The sequence below is a fragment of the Paenibacillus shenyangensis genome (genome assembly GCF_000346635.1).
Taxonomy (GTDB): domain Bacteria; phylum Bacillota; class Bacilli; order Paenibacillales; family Paenibacillaceae; genus Saccharibacillus; species Saccharibacillus dauci.
Genome location: NZ_AOIG01000024.1, coordinates 42,541 through 56,447, shown reverse-complemented (window position 1 = coordinate 56,447; position 13,907 = coordinate 42,541). Strand labels below are relative to the sequence as shown.

Sequence of the window (13,907 nt, the reverse complement as noted above, 5' to 3'; positions counted from 1 at the left end):
CGTGCAATATTTTGCTTTGCAAAAATTGCTTTTTTATTGAACATCGCGTTTAACAAGTTAAACGCTAGAATAAGGAGAAAATGACATGGCACTTGATGGTATTGTAACTCGCGCGATTGTGCAGGACCTGCAGGTTCTGGTGGGGTCGCGTATTAATAAGATTTATCAGCCTACAGATAGTGATATTGTTTTTCAAATTCGTGCGCAGCGGGAGAATCGCAAGTTATTGCTGAGTGCGAATCCGACGTACCCCCGTGTGCAGTTTACCGAACAATCATTTATGAATCCGCAGGAAGCTCCAATGTTCTGCATGCTGTTGCGCAAGCACTGCGAGAGCGGGATTATCGAAGCGATTGAGCAGGTAGGTATGGAGCGTATTATTCATTTCCAGATTCGTCAGCGGGATGAATTAGGCGATGTATCGGTTAAGCGGATTATCGTGGAACTGATGGGACGACATAGTAATCTGATTCTGGTTGATCCGATAGCAAATACGATTATAGACGGTATTCATCATGTTACTCCGGCGATCAGTAGTTACCGGATTATTATGCCGGGCTTCAGTTATCAGGAACCCCCACAGCAGAACAAGCTGAACCCGCTGGAGACAGGTCGGGAGCAGTTCTTGAGCAGCTATGCCGATTATGCGGATACGTCTGCCCGTTTTATTCTGGATACTTTTACAGGGATCAGTCCATTGATTGCCAGTGAAGTGGTACAGCGTGCGCTTCAGGCTACTCCAGTGCAAGAATCTGCGGATACACAGAATTTATCAACGGAGTCTAATTCCGATCAACAACAATCACAGTCGCCGGACAAAGTAGATGCAGATGCACTGTGGACTTCTTTCGAGTCCTTCATGGAACCGATTCGTCAAGGGCAGTATGATCCGGTGAGCGGATTAAATGCCAAAAGCAAGCTTATCTTCTCGGCTGTACCACTGATACAGATTCAAGAGGAAGAGAAGCATTACTCTTCCATGAGCGAATGTATCGAAGCTTATTATGGCAGCAAGGCCGAGCGCGATACCGTTAAGCAGAAAACCAGTGATCTGCTGCGTTTTTTGCAAAATGAACGAAGCAAAAATATCAAAAAGCTAGATAATCTGCGCAAGGATCAGCTGGAAGCCGATGATGCCGAGAAATATCGTATTCAGGGCGAGCTGCTATTCGCTTCACTGCATCAGATTACCAAAGGAGACAAAGAGATTGAGCTTATCAATTTCTACGATGAAGAGCAGCGCCCGATCAAAGTTCAGCTTGATCCGCAATTGTCTCCTTCCGACAATGCCCAGCGTTATTTTAAAAAGTACAATAAATACAAAAATAGCCTGGCAGTGATTGAAGAACAGCTAACCCGTACGCATGAGGAAATTGCTTATCTCGATTCTCTGCTGCAGCAGCTGCAAAGTGCGGCACTCCAGGATATCGACGAGATTCGGGAAGAGCTGGCCGAACAGGGCTACGTCCGCAATCGTAACAAAAAGAACAAAAAGAAAAAGAAAGATAACCGTCCTACTCTGCACATCTATACTTCCAGTGAAGGTATCGAGATGTATGTCGGCAAAAATAATCTGCAAAACGAATATATTACCAATAAAATGGCAAACAATAATGATACCTGGCTGCACACCAAGGATATTCCAGGCTCCCATGTTGTTATTCGCAGCAGTGAATTTGGCGATGCAACCCTAGCTGAAGCTGCACAGCTCGCTGCCTACTTTAGCCAGGCCAAAGAATCAAGCAGCGTGCCGGTCGATTATACCCAGATCCGTCATGTACACAAACCGAGCGGCTCCAAACCGGGCTTTGTCATTTACGATCATCAGACTACCCTGTTTATTACGCCGGAAGAAGATATGATCAAGCGTCTGAGCAGCACGATCAAAATGTAATAGCGAATAGCCCAGCAGCTTATTTAGGTACTTGTGGCTGTTCTGTACGGTAGTATAGTTCTCTACTGCGCAAAAAAGCGTTCCGAACGTCTATTTCGACGTACCGGAACGCTTTTTTTGCGTAGCATCTGCTTACACTTGTCGTATAGATGTACCTTTTTTGCCTTACAGACCTGCGATCATTATTCCTCATCTTTGAAAATCTGCTGCAAAGCAAAAGCGTTATCCTGCGGCTCATATCCCAATTCACGAATCGCATCTTCGATATTCAGCCGTTTAAAGCGATTATTTGAAATAGCATTAACAAGCAGAAAAGGCTCCTTCAGCGGAGCAGTCAATCCTTTTTCCACCAAATGACATAGATCCCGTGGACTCAGATACGCACTCATATCACGTGTAGTCATCGGCTCTCCCGGATGGAAATCATCAAATGCACCGATTCGTAGGCCTATACTCTCCAGACCATGTTCATAGGCATAATAGCTGGCAAGCGATTCCAGAAATGCTTTGCTGACTCCGTACATATTTTTGGGACGCATCTGCATGGCAGTGGTGGTCTGGACATCTACAGGATATGCTTCCATCGTCTGTGCACTGCTTGCGAATACGATACGTTTTACTCCATTTTGCTGACAAGCATGGAACAGATTATAGCTGCCTTTGATATTGTTATCTAGCAAATCTTCATAAAAGTCTGCGTCTGGTGAAGGATTGCCTGCCAGATGGATCACAAGGTCTATACCGGATGTTAATTGCAGACAGGCCTCGGGATCCGCTAGATTATTGATCTGCTACTCGGTTTGCTGCCGAATCTCCGAAGCCAGTCGATCAAAGTGAAGATCTGCCAGCAGCAAATCATATTTGCTTACGAGATACGTGGTAAGTACCGTACCTATTTTGCCGGAAGAACCCGTAATTAATATGCGCATATGCTGCTCCTTTGTGAAGTATATTTTCAGAGCGGTAGAGGACAGAATATACTTCTAATTCATTACTTTTTATATTTACACTTTAGACTCAACCTGAAGTCCGTTCAAGCAGTTGAGTGAGTACACTTGTCGGTACCCTTTTACCACCGATTGGACCATGAAATGCTTTGCCTTGCCGCGCGCCATGATAATCGGATCCGCCAGTGACAATCAGTCCTCTTTGACTTGCAAATTGCAGATAGCGCTGTTCATCCGCCGGTGAATGATCGGAATGATACACTTCCAGTCCTGCCAGTTCACTCTGATCGAGTATACGGGCGACCAGATCGTCGTCTCCATAGATACCTGGATGTGCCATAACAGGTACACCACCTGCCTCTATAATCCACTGCGCCGCTTCGTGTGGACGAATACGCGGCGAGGATACATAAGCAGCGGCATCCTGAGCCAGATATTTGTTAAAAGCATCACGCATATCTTCGGCATACCCTTTGGCTACAAGTGTATCTGCCATATGCGGTCGTCCAATACTCTCGTCCGGCATTAATTCGCGCCCGAGCTGCTTCAATACATCTTCCATTGTAATCTCAACACCAAGCTCACGCAGCTTTGCCAGAATCATCTCGTTACGCGTATCCCTGATCTGGCGAAGTCCGGCGAGTCTCTCCAGAAAAACAGGATCTTCGATATTCATATAATAGCCGAGAATATGAATATCCTTGTCTTCTTCCATAGTGCTGATCTCTACTCCCGGTATGATGGTCACTCCATACTGTTCACCTGCTGCCAGTGCTTCTGCTACGCCAGCTACCGTATCATGATCCGTAATAGCAAGAGCACTCAGTCCGGCTGCTACAGCCAGCTGTACATTTTCGGTTGGTGTATTCATTCCGTCCGAAGCCTGGGTATGGGTATGCATATCTGCATATCCTGTATACATAGAGTCTGTAGGATTCAAATGATCTCACTCCTGACTATTTTTAAAATCACGCTCATTGTTAATATATTTATTCGATTTTTGGCAGAAAAACGAATACAATCAGCCGATATCCAAACCATATTCAAATCAGCCAACACATTTTAAGTCAATGAATATTCCTGCAAAAATTGTAAAAAAGAAATCGATGGAATGCTGAGCAGTGTAGATTTGAGATGGATCGAATAGAACTGCCTTTGAAAAGAAACACCCTCGATATCCAGCACTTTGAGCAGGCCGAGTGCAACTTCATGCTTGACCGAAGACGGAGACAGGATCGTAATTCCGAGTCCGGCTTCTACCGCTGACTTGACTGCTCCCGTGCTGCCCAGTTCCATAATGGTATCGATACGTTCCAGATCCATATGATGCCGGATAAATTCTTCTTCCATCACTTGTCTTGTACCCGATCCCTTCTCTCGCAGCACAAAGGAATACTTCAGCACGTCTTCCAATGTGATTCTTGGCAGTTCGTCCAAGGGATGCCCCGCAGGTATAATCAGTTTCAATTCATCCTGCATTACCGGCTTGATCGTCATATCGGGATGCTCTACCCATGCTTCAATCAGACCAAAGTCCAGTTGATTGCGGCTAATTTCTTCTAGAATCTGTGTTGTATTCATCACCTTAAGCATGATTTTCATATCCGGATAACGCTGCCCCAGTGGAACAAGCAGCCGGGGGAGTACGTATTCGCCAATCGTATTGCTTGCACCCAGCATGAGACGTCCAGCCATATTATCGGTAAACCGTGACATGGCTGCATCTGTTTCACGCATCAGCTCAATCCCCCGACGCGCAAAAGGCATAAGCGCATGTCCTGCTTCCGATAGCTCGATCCGTTTGGTCGTACGAATCAGTAATTTGGTACCAAAATGTTCCTCCAGCGATTGTACCTGCATGGTCACTGCAGGCTGGGTCATATGAAGCGCCTGGGCTGCTGCAGAGAAACTGCCCCGCTCGGCAACAGTATAAAAGATATGTAACTGATGAAAGTTAAAAGCCAATGCCGTTTCCCTCCTTGGTCGTACTTTATTGTACCCCAAAAAAAGCACATAACAAAAGAGCCTGCATATGCAGGCTCCCGAGGGTTCATATGATGATAAAGCAGACTGCTCATCCATTACGAATGCAAGCTAGGCCCGTTCATGAATCCACTCTATTCACGTATTATTTACGTTTACGGCTATTTTTGATCAATGTCATGCGGCGAGAGTGTCTCAACCATGAATAATAAGATTTCAGATCACGGAGCTCGATCGTTTCGGACATTTTTCCGAGGAAGGTAACTACGATCATTTTGTGAAGCGGATTACCTGCAAGATCAAACTCACCGGGCAGTTCAGCGAATTCAGCAACAACGACTACGTCTTCATCAATCAGATATACATCTTCTTCTTTGCGATAATAGGAAATGATGCGATCCTGCTTTAGGCTATCCCACATAAAGGAAGCGATATCTTCTGTAGGGGTATCTGCTTTGGCGATTCGATCATTAAAACGACTGATAGCATGATTGGTAATAACTACATCTGCCACTTTCTTCTCACCCAGTGCAACATGGAATGGTTCATAAGTACTCCAGCGCTCCATTACTTTGTCTCTCATTATAATTATTCACTCCCCATCTTCGCAGGTCTTTCCGCCTAAGTATTATTGCCTATTGATTATCATTTAATAATTCTAAAGACCTACAATAGGGCGAGAAAGCTACCAATTGATATATTGTTTTACGGCCCAGACTACGTTACGGTGTCATTTTTATCATATTAATTAAACTACTGTACTATTACTACAGTTCTTGAGTCCCACTACAAAGTATATCGACAGTTCCTTACTCTCTTTTAACCCATAAAGTCAAAAAGTTAAAAATTATATCATATATTTTACTATTTTATACCAATTTCCACCCTTTTATGAAACCGCTTTCCAGAAAAGAATAAAAAAAGCGACCCAAAGGTCGCTGCTATATTTCATCCGGGCCTGCTGCAGCACTCTGACAATGAGTGCTGCCTGCAATCCCATTATTTATAAACTGTAAAATTTAAATACCGTAGAACTGTGTCTGATCCGGTACATTTTTGCTGTATTCTGTCTTGATTTCATTACGATACGAACGCTCGATCTTCCGTACATACGGAAGTCTCCGCATATTTTTGAGTATATCATCCGTTTTCTCGGAATTCATATACATAACGACGTACTGCATACGGCGTGAAATATAATGTACACATCCGTATTTTTCAAGATTACGTGCTGCTTTTACATCACTCACCCAGATAATATATCCGATTCGTTCTGGAAAAACGGCCTGTTCCTGTTCTTGACGCGGATTGTTATCCGCCGCATCCACATGAGCCTCCACTGCCGCATCCGCCTCCTTTTGGTAAAGGATCATTACTTGGAACCTTGATTGTCTCGGAGACCGAATGTGCGATCATCTCAGACATCTCATACAGCATGCGATCCAGGTTGCTCTCAGCTTCTGTAAATCTGCGAACTTCCTCAATGCGCTGCATTTCCTCCTGTACAGCCTCGACTTCTTGCATCGCAGCGTGATAGTTGGGATGGAAATGACCAAAACGCTGGGTTTCCTCGAAAAGCTCCTTCTTGCTATCCAGCTTGATAACCAAGCGTTGTACTTCCGGATGAATTTGCATCCGTTCTTTCCAATATAGATAATTCGCGACTTCGATAGAATTGTTGATCATATCGCCCAAATCATAGGCGCATGTCAAGACTTCGGCCATATCAACCGTTCTGGTCTCGGTTACGCTCATGAAGTTCATCCCATTCCTGTATATAATGGACAGCTATGGTACGTGTGAATTACACGTGCTGTCTCTTCCATCATAGCATAAGGAATTGGCAGATTAGAAGTCTTTTTCCAAAAACAATAGACAGCATGTTACGGATTCTGCCATAAGCAAGTTAGCACTATTCTGTTTCGGGTTGATTCAGAAAATCTTCCGCCATCGCTGCCAGAATGCGGGCTGCGCTCAGCATGGCAGACTCATCAATATCAAATCTGGCATGATGGTGCGGGTAAACGGCTCCGAGCTCCTGATTACCTGCCCCTACAAAAATAAAGCAGCCGGGAACCTTTTGCACATAATAAGCAAAATCTTCGGCAGGCATCATCGGCGGTGTCTGAAACACCTGCTCTTGGCCAAACATCTCTTTGGCTACCTGGAAAAACCGTTCCGTCTCGCCAGCATGGTTCACGAGCGTCGGATAACCCATCATATATTCGATGTCTACTTCAGCCCCGTTAAGCGCACATAATTGTTGACTGACTTCTTCAATACGCTTTCGGATCAGCGTGCGTGTCTCTTCATCAAAGGTACGTACAGTTCCGGTAATACGGCAGTTCTCTGCAATAATATTCTGTGCTGTACCACTCTGGAACGTGCCTACGGTCAGCACAGCCGGATTCAGCGGGTTCACATTGCGGCTGATAATCGATTGCAGCTGCACGACCAGCTGCGCGCCGATCAGCAGACTATCCACCGTCACATGCGGGATACCGCCGTGTCCACCTTTTCCCGTAATGTTAATAAAGAACTCATCGGTTGATGCCATTACCGGTCCCGGTGCGCTAGCCAGTGTTCCTGCTGCAAAGGGAGTCCACAGATGGACACCATAGATCGCATCCACCCCATTGAGCGCACCTGCTTCGATCATCTTGAGTGCTCCGCCCGGACAAACCTCTTCTCCCGGCTGGAAAATAAGACGCACTTCACCACGAAGCTTTTCCCTGTTCTCACTAAAGTATCGCGCAACTGCCAGCAGACCGGAAGTATGTCCGTCGTGACCGCAAGCATGCATCACTCCAGGCACCTGTGAGGCGTATTCGCAATCCTTTTCGTCCTGTATAGGCAAAGCATCCATATCTGCTCGCAATGCTACCGTTTTGCCGGGCAGGCTGCCCTTGATGATTCCAATCACTCCTGTATCTCCTACACCATCCTGTGTCTCTACCCCAAAAGAGCGCAAGCGCTCTGCCACAAACGCCATGGTCTGATGCTCCTGATAAGACAGCTCGGGGTGCTGGTGGAGATGACGCCGCCACTGTACCATATCCGGATATAATGCTTGCCAGTTGTAATCTCCCATCTGCACTCCATCCCTTCGCTTTATAGGTAAATTCGTTTTTTTCACTCCACTTTATGTTTCAGCTGCTTAATCAAGGTTAAATAAACTGTTAGGCATTATTTTGAAGCAAAAACAGTTGTTTGTAAAATGCCTTTGTACATAGGTATCCAAAAGCGAGCAAAAGCTTGCACCTGCTTTTAAAACGTACTATCATGAAAGATAAACTTAACATAATTGAGTATTTTTATTTCAAAGGAGGATTTGTGCATGATGAAAATTCGTCTGAACATAGACAACCGTGCTGCACATTTGTACATATCCGTTCCATTACCGGGGATACATGAATGAATAAAATAAGACAAACTACATCGAGATCTTCCAACCAGAGTATTGCGGATCGTTATCGTACCAAAAGTTCCAATGTACGCAACATGCCAAAGCCTGCCCAAGCGACTCCCAAAACCATCAAAAAAGGCGCACCGGATTTTCAGCTACTCGTCCTCACCTTTGTCCTGATCGGCTTTGGTATTCTAATGGTGTTCAGTGCCAGCTCCAGTCTGGCGTTGACCAGTGCCAGCTATAACAATGATGCGCTGTATTTTACAAAGCGACATATTATGTATGCGATCATCGGTACAATCGCCATGTTCTTCGCGATGAAGGCCCATTACAGTAAATATAAAAAGTGGTTTGCCCCCTTTTTCCTGATCACGCTGGTTCTGCTACTGGCCGTGCTTGTGGTCGGTGTGCATCTGAATGGTGCGCGAAGCTGGATTCGTCTGCCAGGTGGTGCTTCATTGCAGCCGGCGGAATTTGCCAAGCTCGCGGTCATCCTGTATCTCTCGGCCCTGATTGCCAAAAAAGGCGATCGACTGCGAGACCTGCGCACCGGATACATTCCGGTCATGTTAATCGTCGGGCTCGTTGCCGGACTGATCATGCTGCAGCCTGACCTTGGTTCCTGTATGATTCTGGTAGCAACTGCGGGACTGATTATTTACGTGGGTGGTGCCAGTATGAAGCATATTATGGCTTCTGTCATGCTACTTGTACTTGGGGCAGCCATTGTGTTTGGTATCAGTTCGCTGTTCACTAAAGATGAGCCTGCCAGCGGAAACTACAGGGCTGATCGGATTGAAGCCTATCTTAACCCATTTGCCGATCCGACAGGTGGCACTTATAATATGCTTCAGTCGCTTATAGCCATTGGCGAAGGCGGCGTTACAGGAGCAGGGTTCGGTAAAAGTATTCAGAAACTCCACTATCTACCCAATCCGTATAATGACTTTATTTTCGCTATTATCGCCGAAGAATTCGGCTTGATTGGAACGGTACTGTTCCTACTGGTCTATGCCTACTTTATCTGGCGAGGCATTATTATTGCGCTCCGATGTCCGGATATTTTTGGTACACTGGCGGGCGTAGGTATTATGGGCTTGTTTGCGATCCAGGCCTTTATCAATATCGGCGGGGTGACCAAGACGATTCCTCTAACCGGGGTTCCACTTCCCTTTATCAGTTATGGTGGTACTTCACTCGTCATTATGATGCTCAGTATGGGCATTATGCTCAGTATCTCCAGAGAGACCAATCGTGCTCTGGCGGAAAAGCAGGAGACTGGCAACGGATATACACGTCGTCAATCCGTCTCCATGCGAATGAAATAAGCTATCCAACCAAATCGTAATATAAAAAACGGCGGGGAATTCCCCGCCGTTTTTGTATGTGCAGTTCTGGTATGCTGTTGTATGGGCTGATTAGGATCTGGAACGAACTGGTGGCTCGAAGTCGATCATGTCATCCTTGAAGGCTACACCTTCTACTTTGACATTCACTTCAACAACTTTGAGACCGGTCAAGGTCTCTACTGCTTCACGCACATTTTGCTGGAGCATACGGCATACTTCGTGAATCGGTGTCTCGTACAGTACAATGATACGCAGATCAATGGCTGCCTCGCGTTGTCCGACTTCGACAGTTACCCCTTTTTGTACATTTTTACCACTTAGACGTTTGGCGAATCCTTCGGATAATCCGCCGGACATAGCAGCAATCCCCGGTGTCTCCAGTGCGGCCATGCCCGCCACTTTTGCTACGACGTCATCGGCAATCTTGATTGTGCCCATCTCCAATTGTAATGATTCGGTCATGTCCATCCTCCTCCAAAGCTTGCACCCCTGTTGGCATATTACAGCCTGGATGCAACTAACCATAATGTTTACTTCTCTATTTTATTGCATATTGCGCAGATATTCAAAAACAATATTTATACCCGCTATTTCTGCTTATGAAACGTTTATGCTGTGTCGTTTACATTTTCATTAGATTTGGGTATATTGTTAAAGAATTTACATAGTTAGTATGATGCGATTCCCATGTCCTGACCTGTGCGAATATAACAGGATCCGGTCAAATGCGGCAGATGATTGGTTAATGAATAGGAAGATCACGCTGTACGGTACATTCGCAGACTGCTGCCGTACTCTTCATCCTGTCATTGATTCTGTGCGGAAGCATCAACCATATGTAGAATATCAAACATATATTTATTCAAAAGTGAGGTGGCGCAATGAAAAAGAATCTTTCTACTATTCTGCTTGTTATTTTCTTCGTATTCAGTGCAATCGCTCATTATGCCCATCTGAATCCGATTCTCCAGTTTGTCGTATCGGCTATCGCCGTCATACTGGTAGCAGGATTCCTCGGACGTGCGACAGAGAATGTAGCACATTATGCCGGACAGCGGCTGGGCGGATTCCTGAATGCAACCTTCGGTAATGCGGCAGAACTGATCATCGCAATCATGCTGCTGCGTGAAGGGCTGTATGATATGGTCAAAGCCAGTCTGACCGGTTCCATTATCGGGAACCTGCTGCTGGTACTCGGCCTGAGTATTTTCGCCGGCGGGGTCAAGTTCAAAGTACAGAACTTCAACGTTTCTCTCGCAGGGATGAACGGCTCACTAATGATCGTTGCGGTGATTGCACTGTTCGTGCCGGCACTATTCCTGAATACTCACTCCATTACGAGTACCGAAGTGGATACGCTCAGTCTGATCGTCGCCGGACTGCTTATTCTGGCTTATATCGCCTGGTTGGTCTTCTCGATGTTCACGCACAAGACTTATCTGGCGGATGTCACCAATGAAGGCGATAATGAGCACGAATCACCGGATTGGAGCAAAGGCAGAGCTATTCTCTATCTGGTAATCGCTACAGTGATGACGGCCTTTGTCAGTGAATGGCTGGTCGGTACACTTGAGACTTTTACCAAAGACTTTGGATTCAGTGAATTGTTCGTGGGTGCCTTTGTAGTCGCAATTATCGGTAATGCTGCCGAGCACAGTGCAGCGATTATGCTTGCCATGAAAAACAAAATCGGTGCTTCTGTCGAAATCGCAGTCGGCAGCAGCCTGCAAATTGCTCTATTTGTGGCTCCCGTATTGATCTTTGTCAGCTTTTTCCTTGGCAACACTATGGATATCGTCTTCACTACACTGGAATTGGTAGCTATTATGGTGTCTGTCTTTATCGCCAAGTCCATCATACAGGATGGTTCAACCAACTGGTATGAAGGTACGCTACTGCTGGTTGTTTATATTATTCTCGGCGTTTCCTTCTATCTCGTTTAGACAACACAATAGAGCCCCATTTATGCTATAGATATCGCTTCTGTTCATAAATGAATGCTCCTATCGACCCTGTCCGCTGCTTTGTGCAGTTTATGGACAGGGTCTTTTGCTAATCAACCGCCCCATTGGCATTCGATCTTCCGGTTTGGCAAATGCACTTTGCTCTACAGCAAAAAATGCCTGTACCTCAATTACAAGGTACAGGCATTTCTATGTCATTCAAGTCTGCTACTCTGCAGACTGTGTCTTATTGTTCATTGCTTCATACAATACGGACAAGTTGCGCTCCAAGTTACTGATGAGCTGCTTGCCTACAGGATCCGACACCAGACCAGCACGTACAGCAAAATCCACTTCTTTGGAAAAGCCGTATACCTGGGTATCCAGCACTTCCTCATAGAGAGGACAGTAACGGGTATCCAAATTCTCCATCTGGATTTCAATCAACTTTTCAATTTTATGTGCATCTTCCTGAAGAAGATTTAATGCTTTTATATTCAACTGCTCTTGCAAATCAGATGAAGTCATGTTCTTCCCCCCCATGTTCAAGAACTCTCGGCCATTACTATTCTTAATATTAGACGAAATTGAAGGGCAATACAAGAACCTCCCTGTAAATCGGGCGGAAATATCTTATATTTAAAATATCTATCCTTGCTGCTCATTAATCCTTCCATTTTCTGCATGTTAATGCTGTGCAGGCAGTAAAAAAGCAGCACATATACACTATAGCAACAAAAATGCTGCCATCACGAGGATGGCAGCATTTCTGAATGGTTTAATTATCTGCAACTTTGACGCTCAGACCATGCTTTTCAAAAGCAGCGATAACCGCAGCCTTGGCTGCTTCTTCGTCTGGTCCGTGTACGTGAAGCTCGTAGTTGTGGTTGGCTACCAGCGTAGTGAACAGTCCCAGGATACTTTTGACATCGATGAACTTGGTCTCATACTGCAGTACGATTGAAGAAGTGTACTGACCGGCAGTTTGTGCAATCTCTACTACTGCTGCGTTATTCGTGTTACTGGTTGCCATGAGAAACCCTCCTATTTTGCTTTGAATTTCACTAAACCTCGTTTTCCCTTACATCATAAATGAATACGCTTTCTTATGCAACTTCTTTCTTAGGGCCGTTTTCAGAGAAAAAGAGGTTATATCGTGAAGTCGCCCATCAGGCGCCCTATCCATATATAACCTCTTTTTGCCTATTTGATCAAGCTATGAATAACAGTATTTTGCGAACAGACTGTAATAGCCACCAATATGCCTTATTTCAGGTTCTCGGGATTCAGTGATTCCAGCTCTGGCAGTACAAAAATACCATCTTTGCGAATTAGCACATCGTCAAAGTAAATTTCGCCGCCGCCATATTCGGGACGCTGGATAAATACCAGATCCCAGTGAATCGATGAGCGATTGCCATTATCGGTCTCTTCATACGCTTGTCCAGGAGTGAAGTGGAAGCTACCGGCGATTTTCTCGTCGAACAGGATATCATTCATCGGATGCAGGATATGCGGATTGAAGCCAATTGCGAATTCACCGATATAACGTGCACCTTCATCCGAATCCAGAATATTATTCAGCTTCTCGGTATCATTGCTCGATGCTTCTACAATTTTGCCGTTTTCAAAACGGAATGTGACACGCTCAAAGCTAATGCCATTATATACGGTCGGCGTATTGTAAGTGATCGTACCATTGACCGAGTCACGTACAGGTGCGCTGAATACTTCACCATCTGGAATATTACGCTGACCGGAGCATTTTTTGGCACCGATATCTTTGATCGAAAAGGCAAGATCGGTATCTTTGCCGACCAGACGTACTTTATCCGTACGTTCCATAAGAGCCTGCAACGCATCCTGTGCTTTATCCATTTTGGCATAATCCAGGTTACATACATCAAAGTAGAAATCTTCAAAAGCTTCCGTACTCATACCAGCCAGCTGAGCCATGCTTGCATTTGGATAACGCAGCACAACCCACTTGGTATGCTTGACGCGCTGTTCACTATGTACAACATGCTGATAGAGACGGTTGTACATTTTGATTTTCTCTTCCGGTACATCAGCCAGATCGTTGATATTGTCGCCGGCACGAATACCGATGTATCCCTGCATCTGTTTCATCCGTTCCAGATCCAGTGCTGCCCATGCAGCCAGGCTCTCTTCGGTTGCATTGATCAGCATGGCGCGCTGTACCTTGCGGTCTGTCAGCTGTACAAATACATTACCGCCTCTGGCACCTACTTCATGAATAACTGCATTTAACAGATCGCGCTCTGTACCAATCATTTCAACTAGCACATTTTCGCCTGGCTGTACGTCGATGGAATACTGTACGAGGTTTCTGGCGAGTACTTTTATTCTAGGATCCTGCAT

At 45.4% G+C, this 13,907-nt stretch carries 15 protein-coding genes; 3 read left to right on the top strand and 12 right to left on the bottom strand.

Translation table 11 applies throughout. From position 1 onward, the window contains the following. Positions 1 to 85 precede the first annotated feature (85 nt). Positions 86 to 1,894, top strand: coding sequence for an Rqc2 family fibronectin-binding protein (locus H065_RS0119070; protein ID WP_017814683.1), 1,809 nt, complete (start codon positions 86 to 88; stop codon positions 1,892 to 1,894). Between the two features lie 182 nt (positions 1,895 to 2,076). On the opposite strand, the gene H065_RS26390 is transcribed toward H065_RS0119070, so the two are convergent. The 8 genes from H065_RS26390 to H065_RS0119035 all read right to left on the bottom strand — a co-directional run bounded on the left by H065_RS26390 (position 2,077) and on the right by H065_RS0119035 (position 7,915). After that, the gene (locus tag H065_RS26390; RefSeq protein ID WP_274517942.1) at positions 2,077 to 2,682 is read right to left on the bottom strand and encodes an NAD-dependent epimerase/dehydratase family protein; all 606 of its coding nucleotides are present in this window, start codon (positions 2,680 to 2,682) and stop codon (positions 2,077 to 2,079) included. Positions 2,683 to 2,685: 3 nt separating this feature from the next. Beyond that, positions 2,686 to 2,823: a hypothetical protein gene (locus H065_RS28340; protein WP_017814681.1), complete on the bottom strand. Its 138-nt coding sequence runs from the start codon at positions 2,821 to 2,823 to the stop codon at positions 2,686 to 2,688. 88 nt (positions 2,824 to 2,911) lie between these two features. Then, entirely contained in the window at positions 2,912 to 3,763 is an 852-nt protein-coding gene (locus H065_RS0119060) for a PHP domain-containing protein (protein ID WP_036630395.1), read from the bottom strand. Positions 3,764 to 3,903: 140 nt separating this feature from the next. Further along, positions 3,904 to 4,806 carry a LysR family transcriptional regulator gene (locus H065_RS0119055; protein ID WP_017814679.1) on the bottom strand — a complete coding sequence of 301 codons (903 nt, stop codon included), beginning with the start codon at positions 4,804 to 4,806 and terminating at the stop codon, positions 3,904 to 3,906. Between the two features lie 163 nt (positions 4,807 to 4,969). Next, positions 4,970 to 5,407 (bottom strand): hypothetical protein, encoded by a 438-nt coding sequence (locus H065_RS0119050; RefSeq protein ID WP_017814678.1) that lies wholly within the window; start codon positions 5,405 to 5,407, stop codon positions 4,970 to 4,972. Positions 5,408 to 5,843: 436 nt separating this feature from the next. Next, on the bottom strand, positions 5,844 to 6,164 hold the full coding sequence (locus tag H065_RS0119045; RefSeq protein ID WP_017814677.1) for a YlbG family protein: 321 nt from the start codon (positions 6,162 to 6,164) through the stop codon (positions 5,844 to 5,846). After that, complete coding sequence (locus tag H065_RS0119040) at positions 6,136 to 6,579, bottom strand: YlbF/YmcA family competence regulator (RefSeq protein WP_017814676.1); 444 nt, start codon at positions 6,577 to 6,579, stop codon at positions 6,136 to 6,138. Before H065_RS0119040 ends, H065_RS0119045 begins: the two co-directional genes overlap by 29 nt. A 157-nt stretch (positions 6,580 to 6,736) precedes the next feature. Continuing rightward, positions 6,737 to 7,915, bottom strand: a complete 1,179-nt coding sequence (locus H065_RS0119035) for a M20 metallopeptidase family protein (protein ID WP_017814675.1) — start codon at positions 7,913 to 7,915, stop codon at positions 6,737 to 6,739. Between the two features lie 410 nt (positions 7,916 to 8,325). Between H065_RS0119035 and ftsW the strand changes: the two genes are divergently transcribed. After that, entirely contained in the window at positions 8,326 to 9,561 is a 1,236-nt protein-coding gene (ftsW, locus tag H065_RS0119025) for a putative lipid II flippase FtsW (protein WP_036630392.1), read from the top strand. 90 nt (positions 9,562 to 9,651) lie between these two features. Here the strand turns inward: ftsW and H065_RS0119020 are convergent, their stop codons facing one another. Then, the gene (locus H065_RS0119020) at positions 9,652 to 10,044 is read right to left on the bottom strand and encodes an Asp23/Gls24 family envelope stress response protein (protein WP_017814673.1); all 393 of its coding nucleotides are present in this window, start codon (positions 10,042 to 10,044) and stop codon (positions 9,652 to 9,654) included. A gap of 419 nt (positions 10,045 to 10,463) precedes the next feature. Between H065_RS0119020 and cax the strand changes: the two genes are divergently transcribed. Next, positions 10,464 to 11,525, top strand: coding sequence for a calcium/proton exchanger (cax, locus tag H065_RS0119015; protein ID WP_017814672.1), 1,062 nt, complete (start codon positions 10,464 to 10,466; stop codon positions 11,523 to 11,525). Positions 11,526 to 11,753: 228 nt separating this feature from the next. On the opposite strand, the gene H065_RS0119010 is transcribed toward cax, so the two are convergent. The 3 genes from H065_RS0119010 to H065_RS0119000 form a co-directional block, all read right to left on the bottom strand. Beyond that, entirely contained in the window at positions 11,754 to 12,053 is a 300-nt protein-coding gene (locus H065_RS0119010) for an Fpa/YlaN family protein (RefSeq protein WP_017814671.1), read from the bottom strand. Positions 12,054 to 12,303: 250 nt separating this feature from the next. Continuing rightward, entirely contained in the window at positions 12,304 to 12,558 is a 255-nt protein-coding gene (locus tag H065_RS0119005; protein ID WP_017814670.1) for an HPr family phosphocarrier protein, read from the bottom strand. 233 nt (positions 12,559 to 12,791) lie between these two features. Continuing rightward, positions 12,792 to 13,907, bottom strand: coding sequence for an aminopeptidase (locus H065_RS0119000; protein ID WP_017814668.1), 1,116 nt, complete (start codon positions 13,905 to 13,907; stop codon positions 12,792 to 12,794).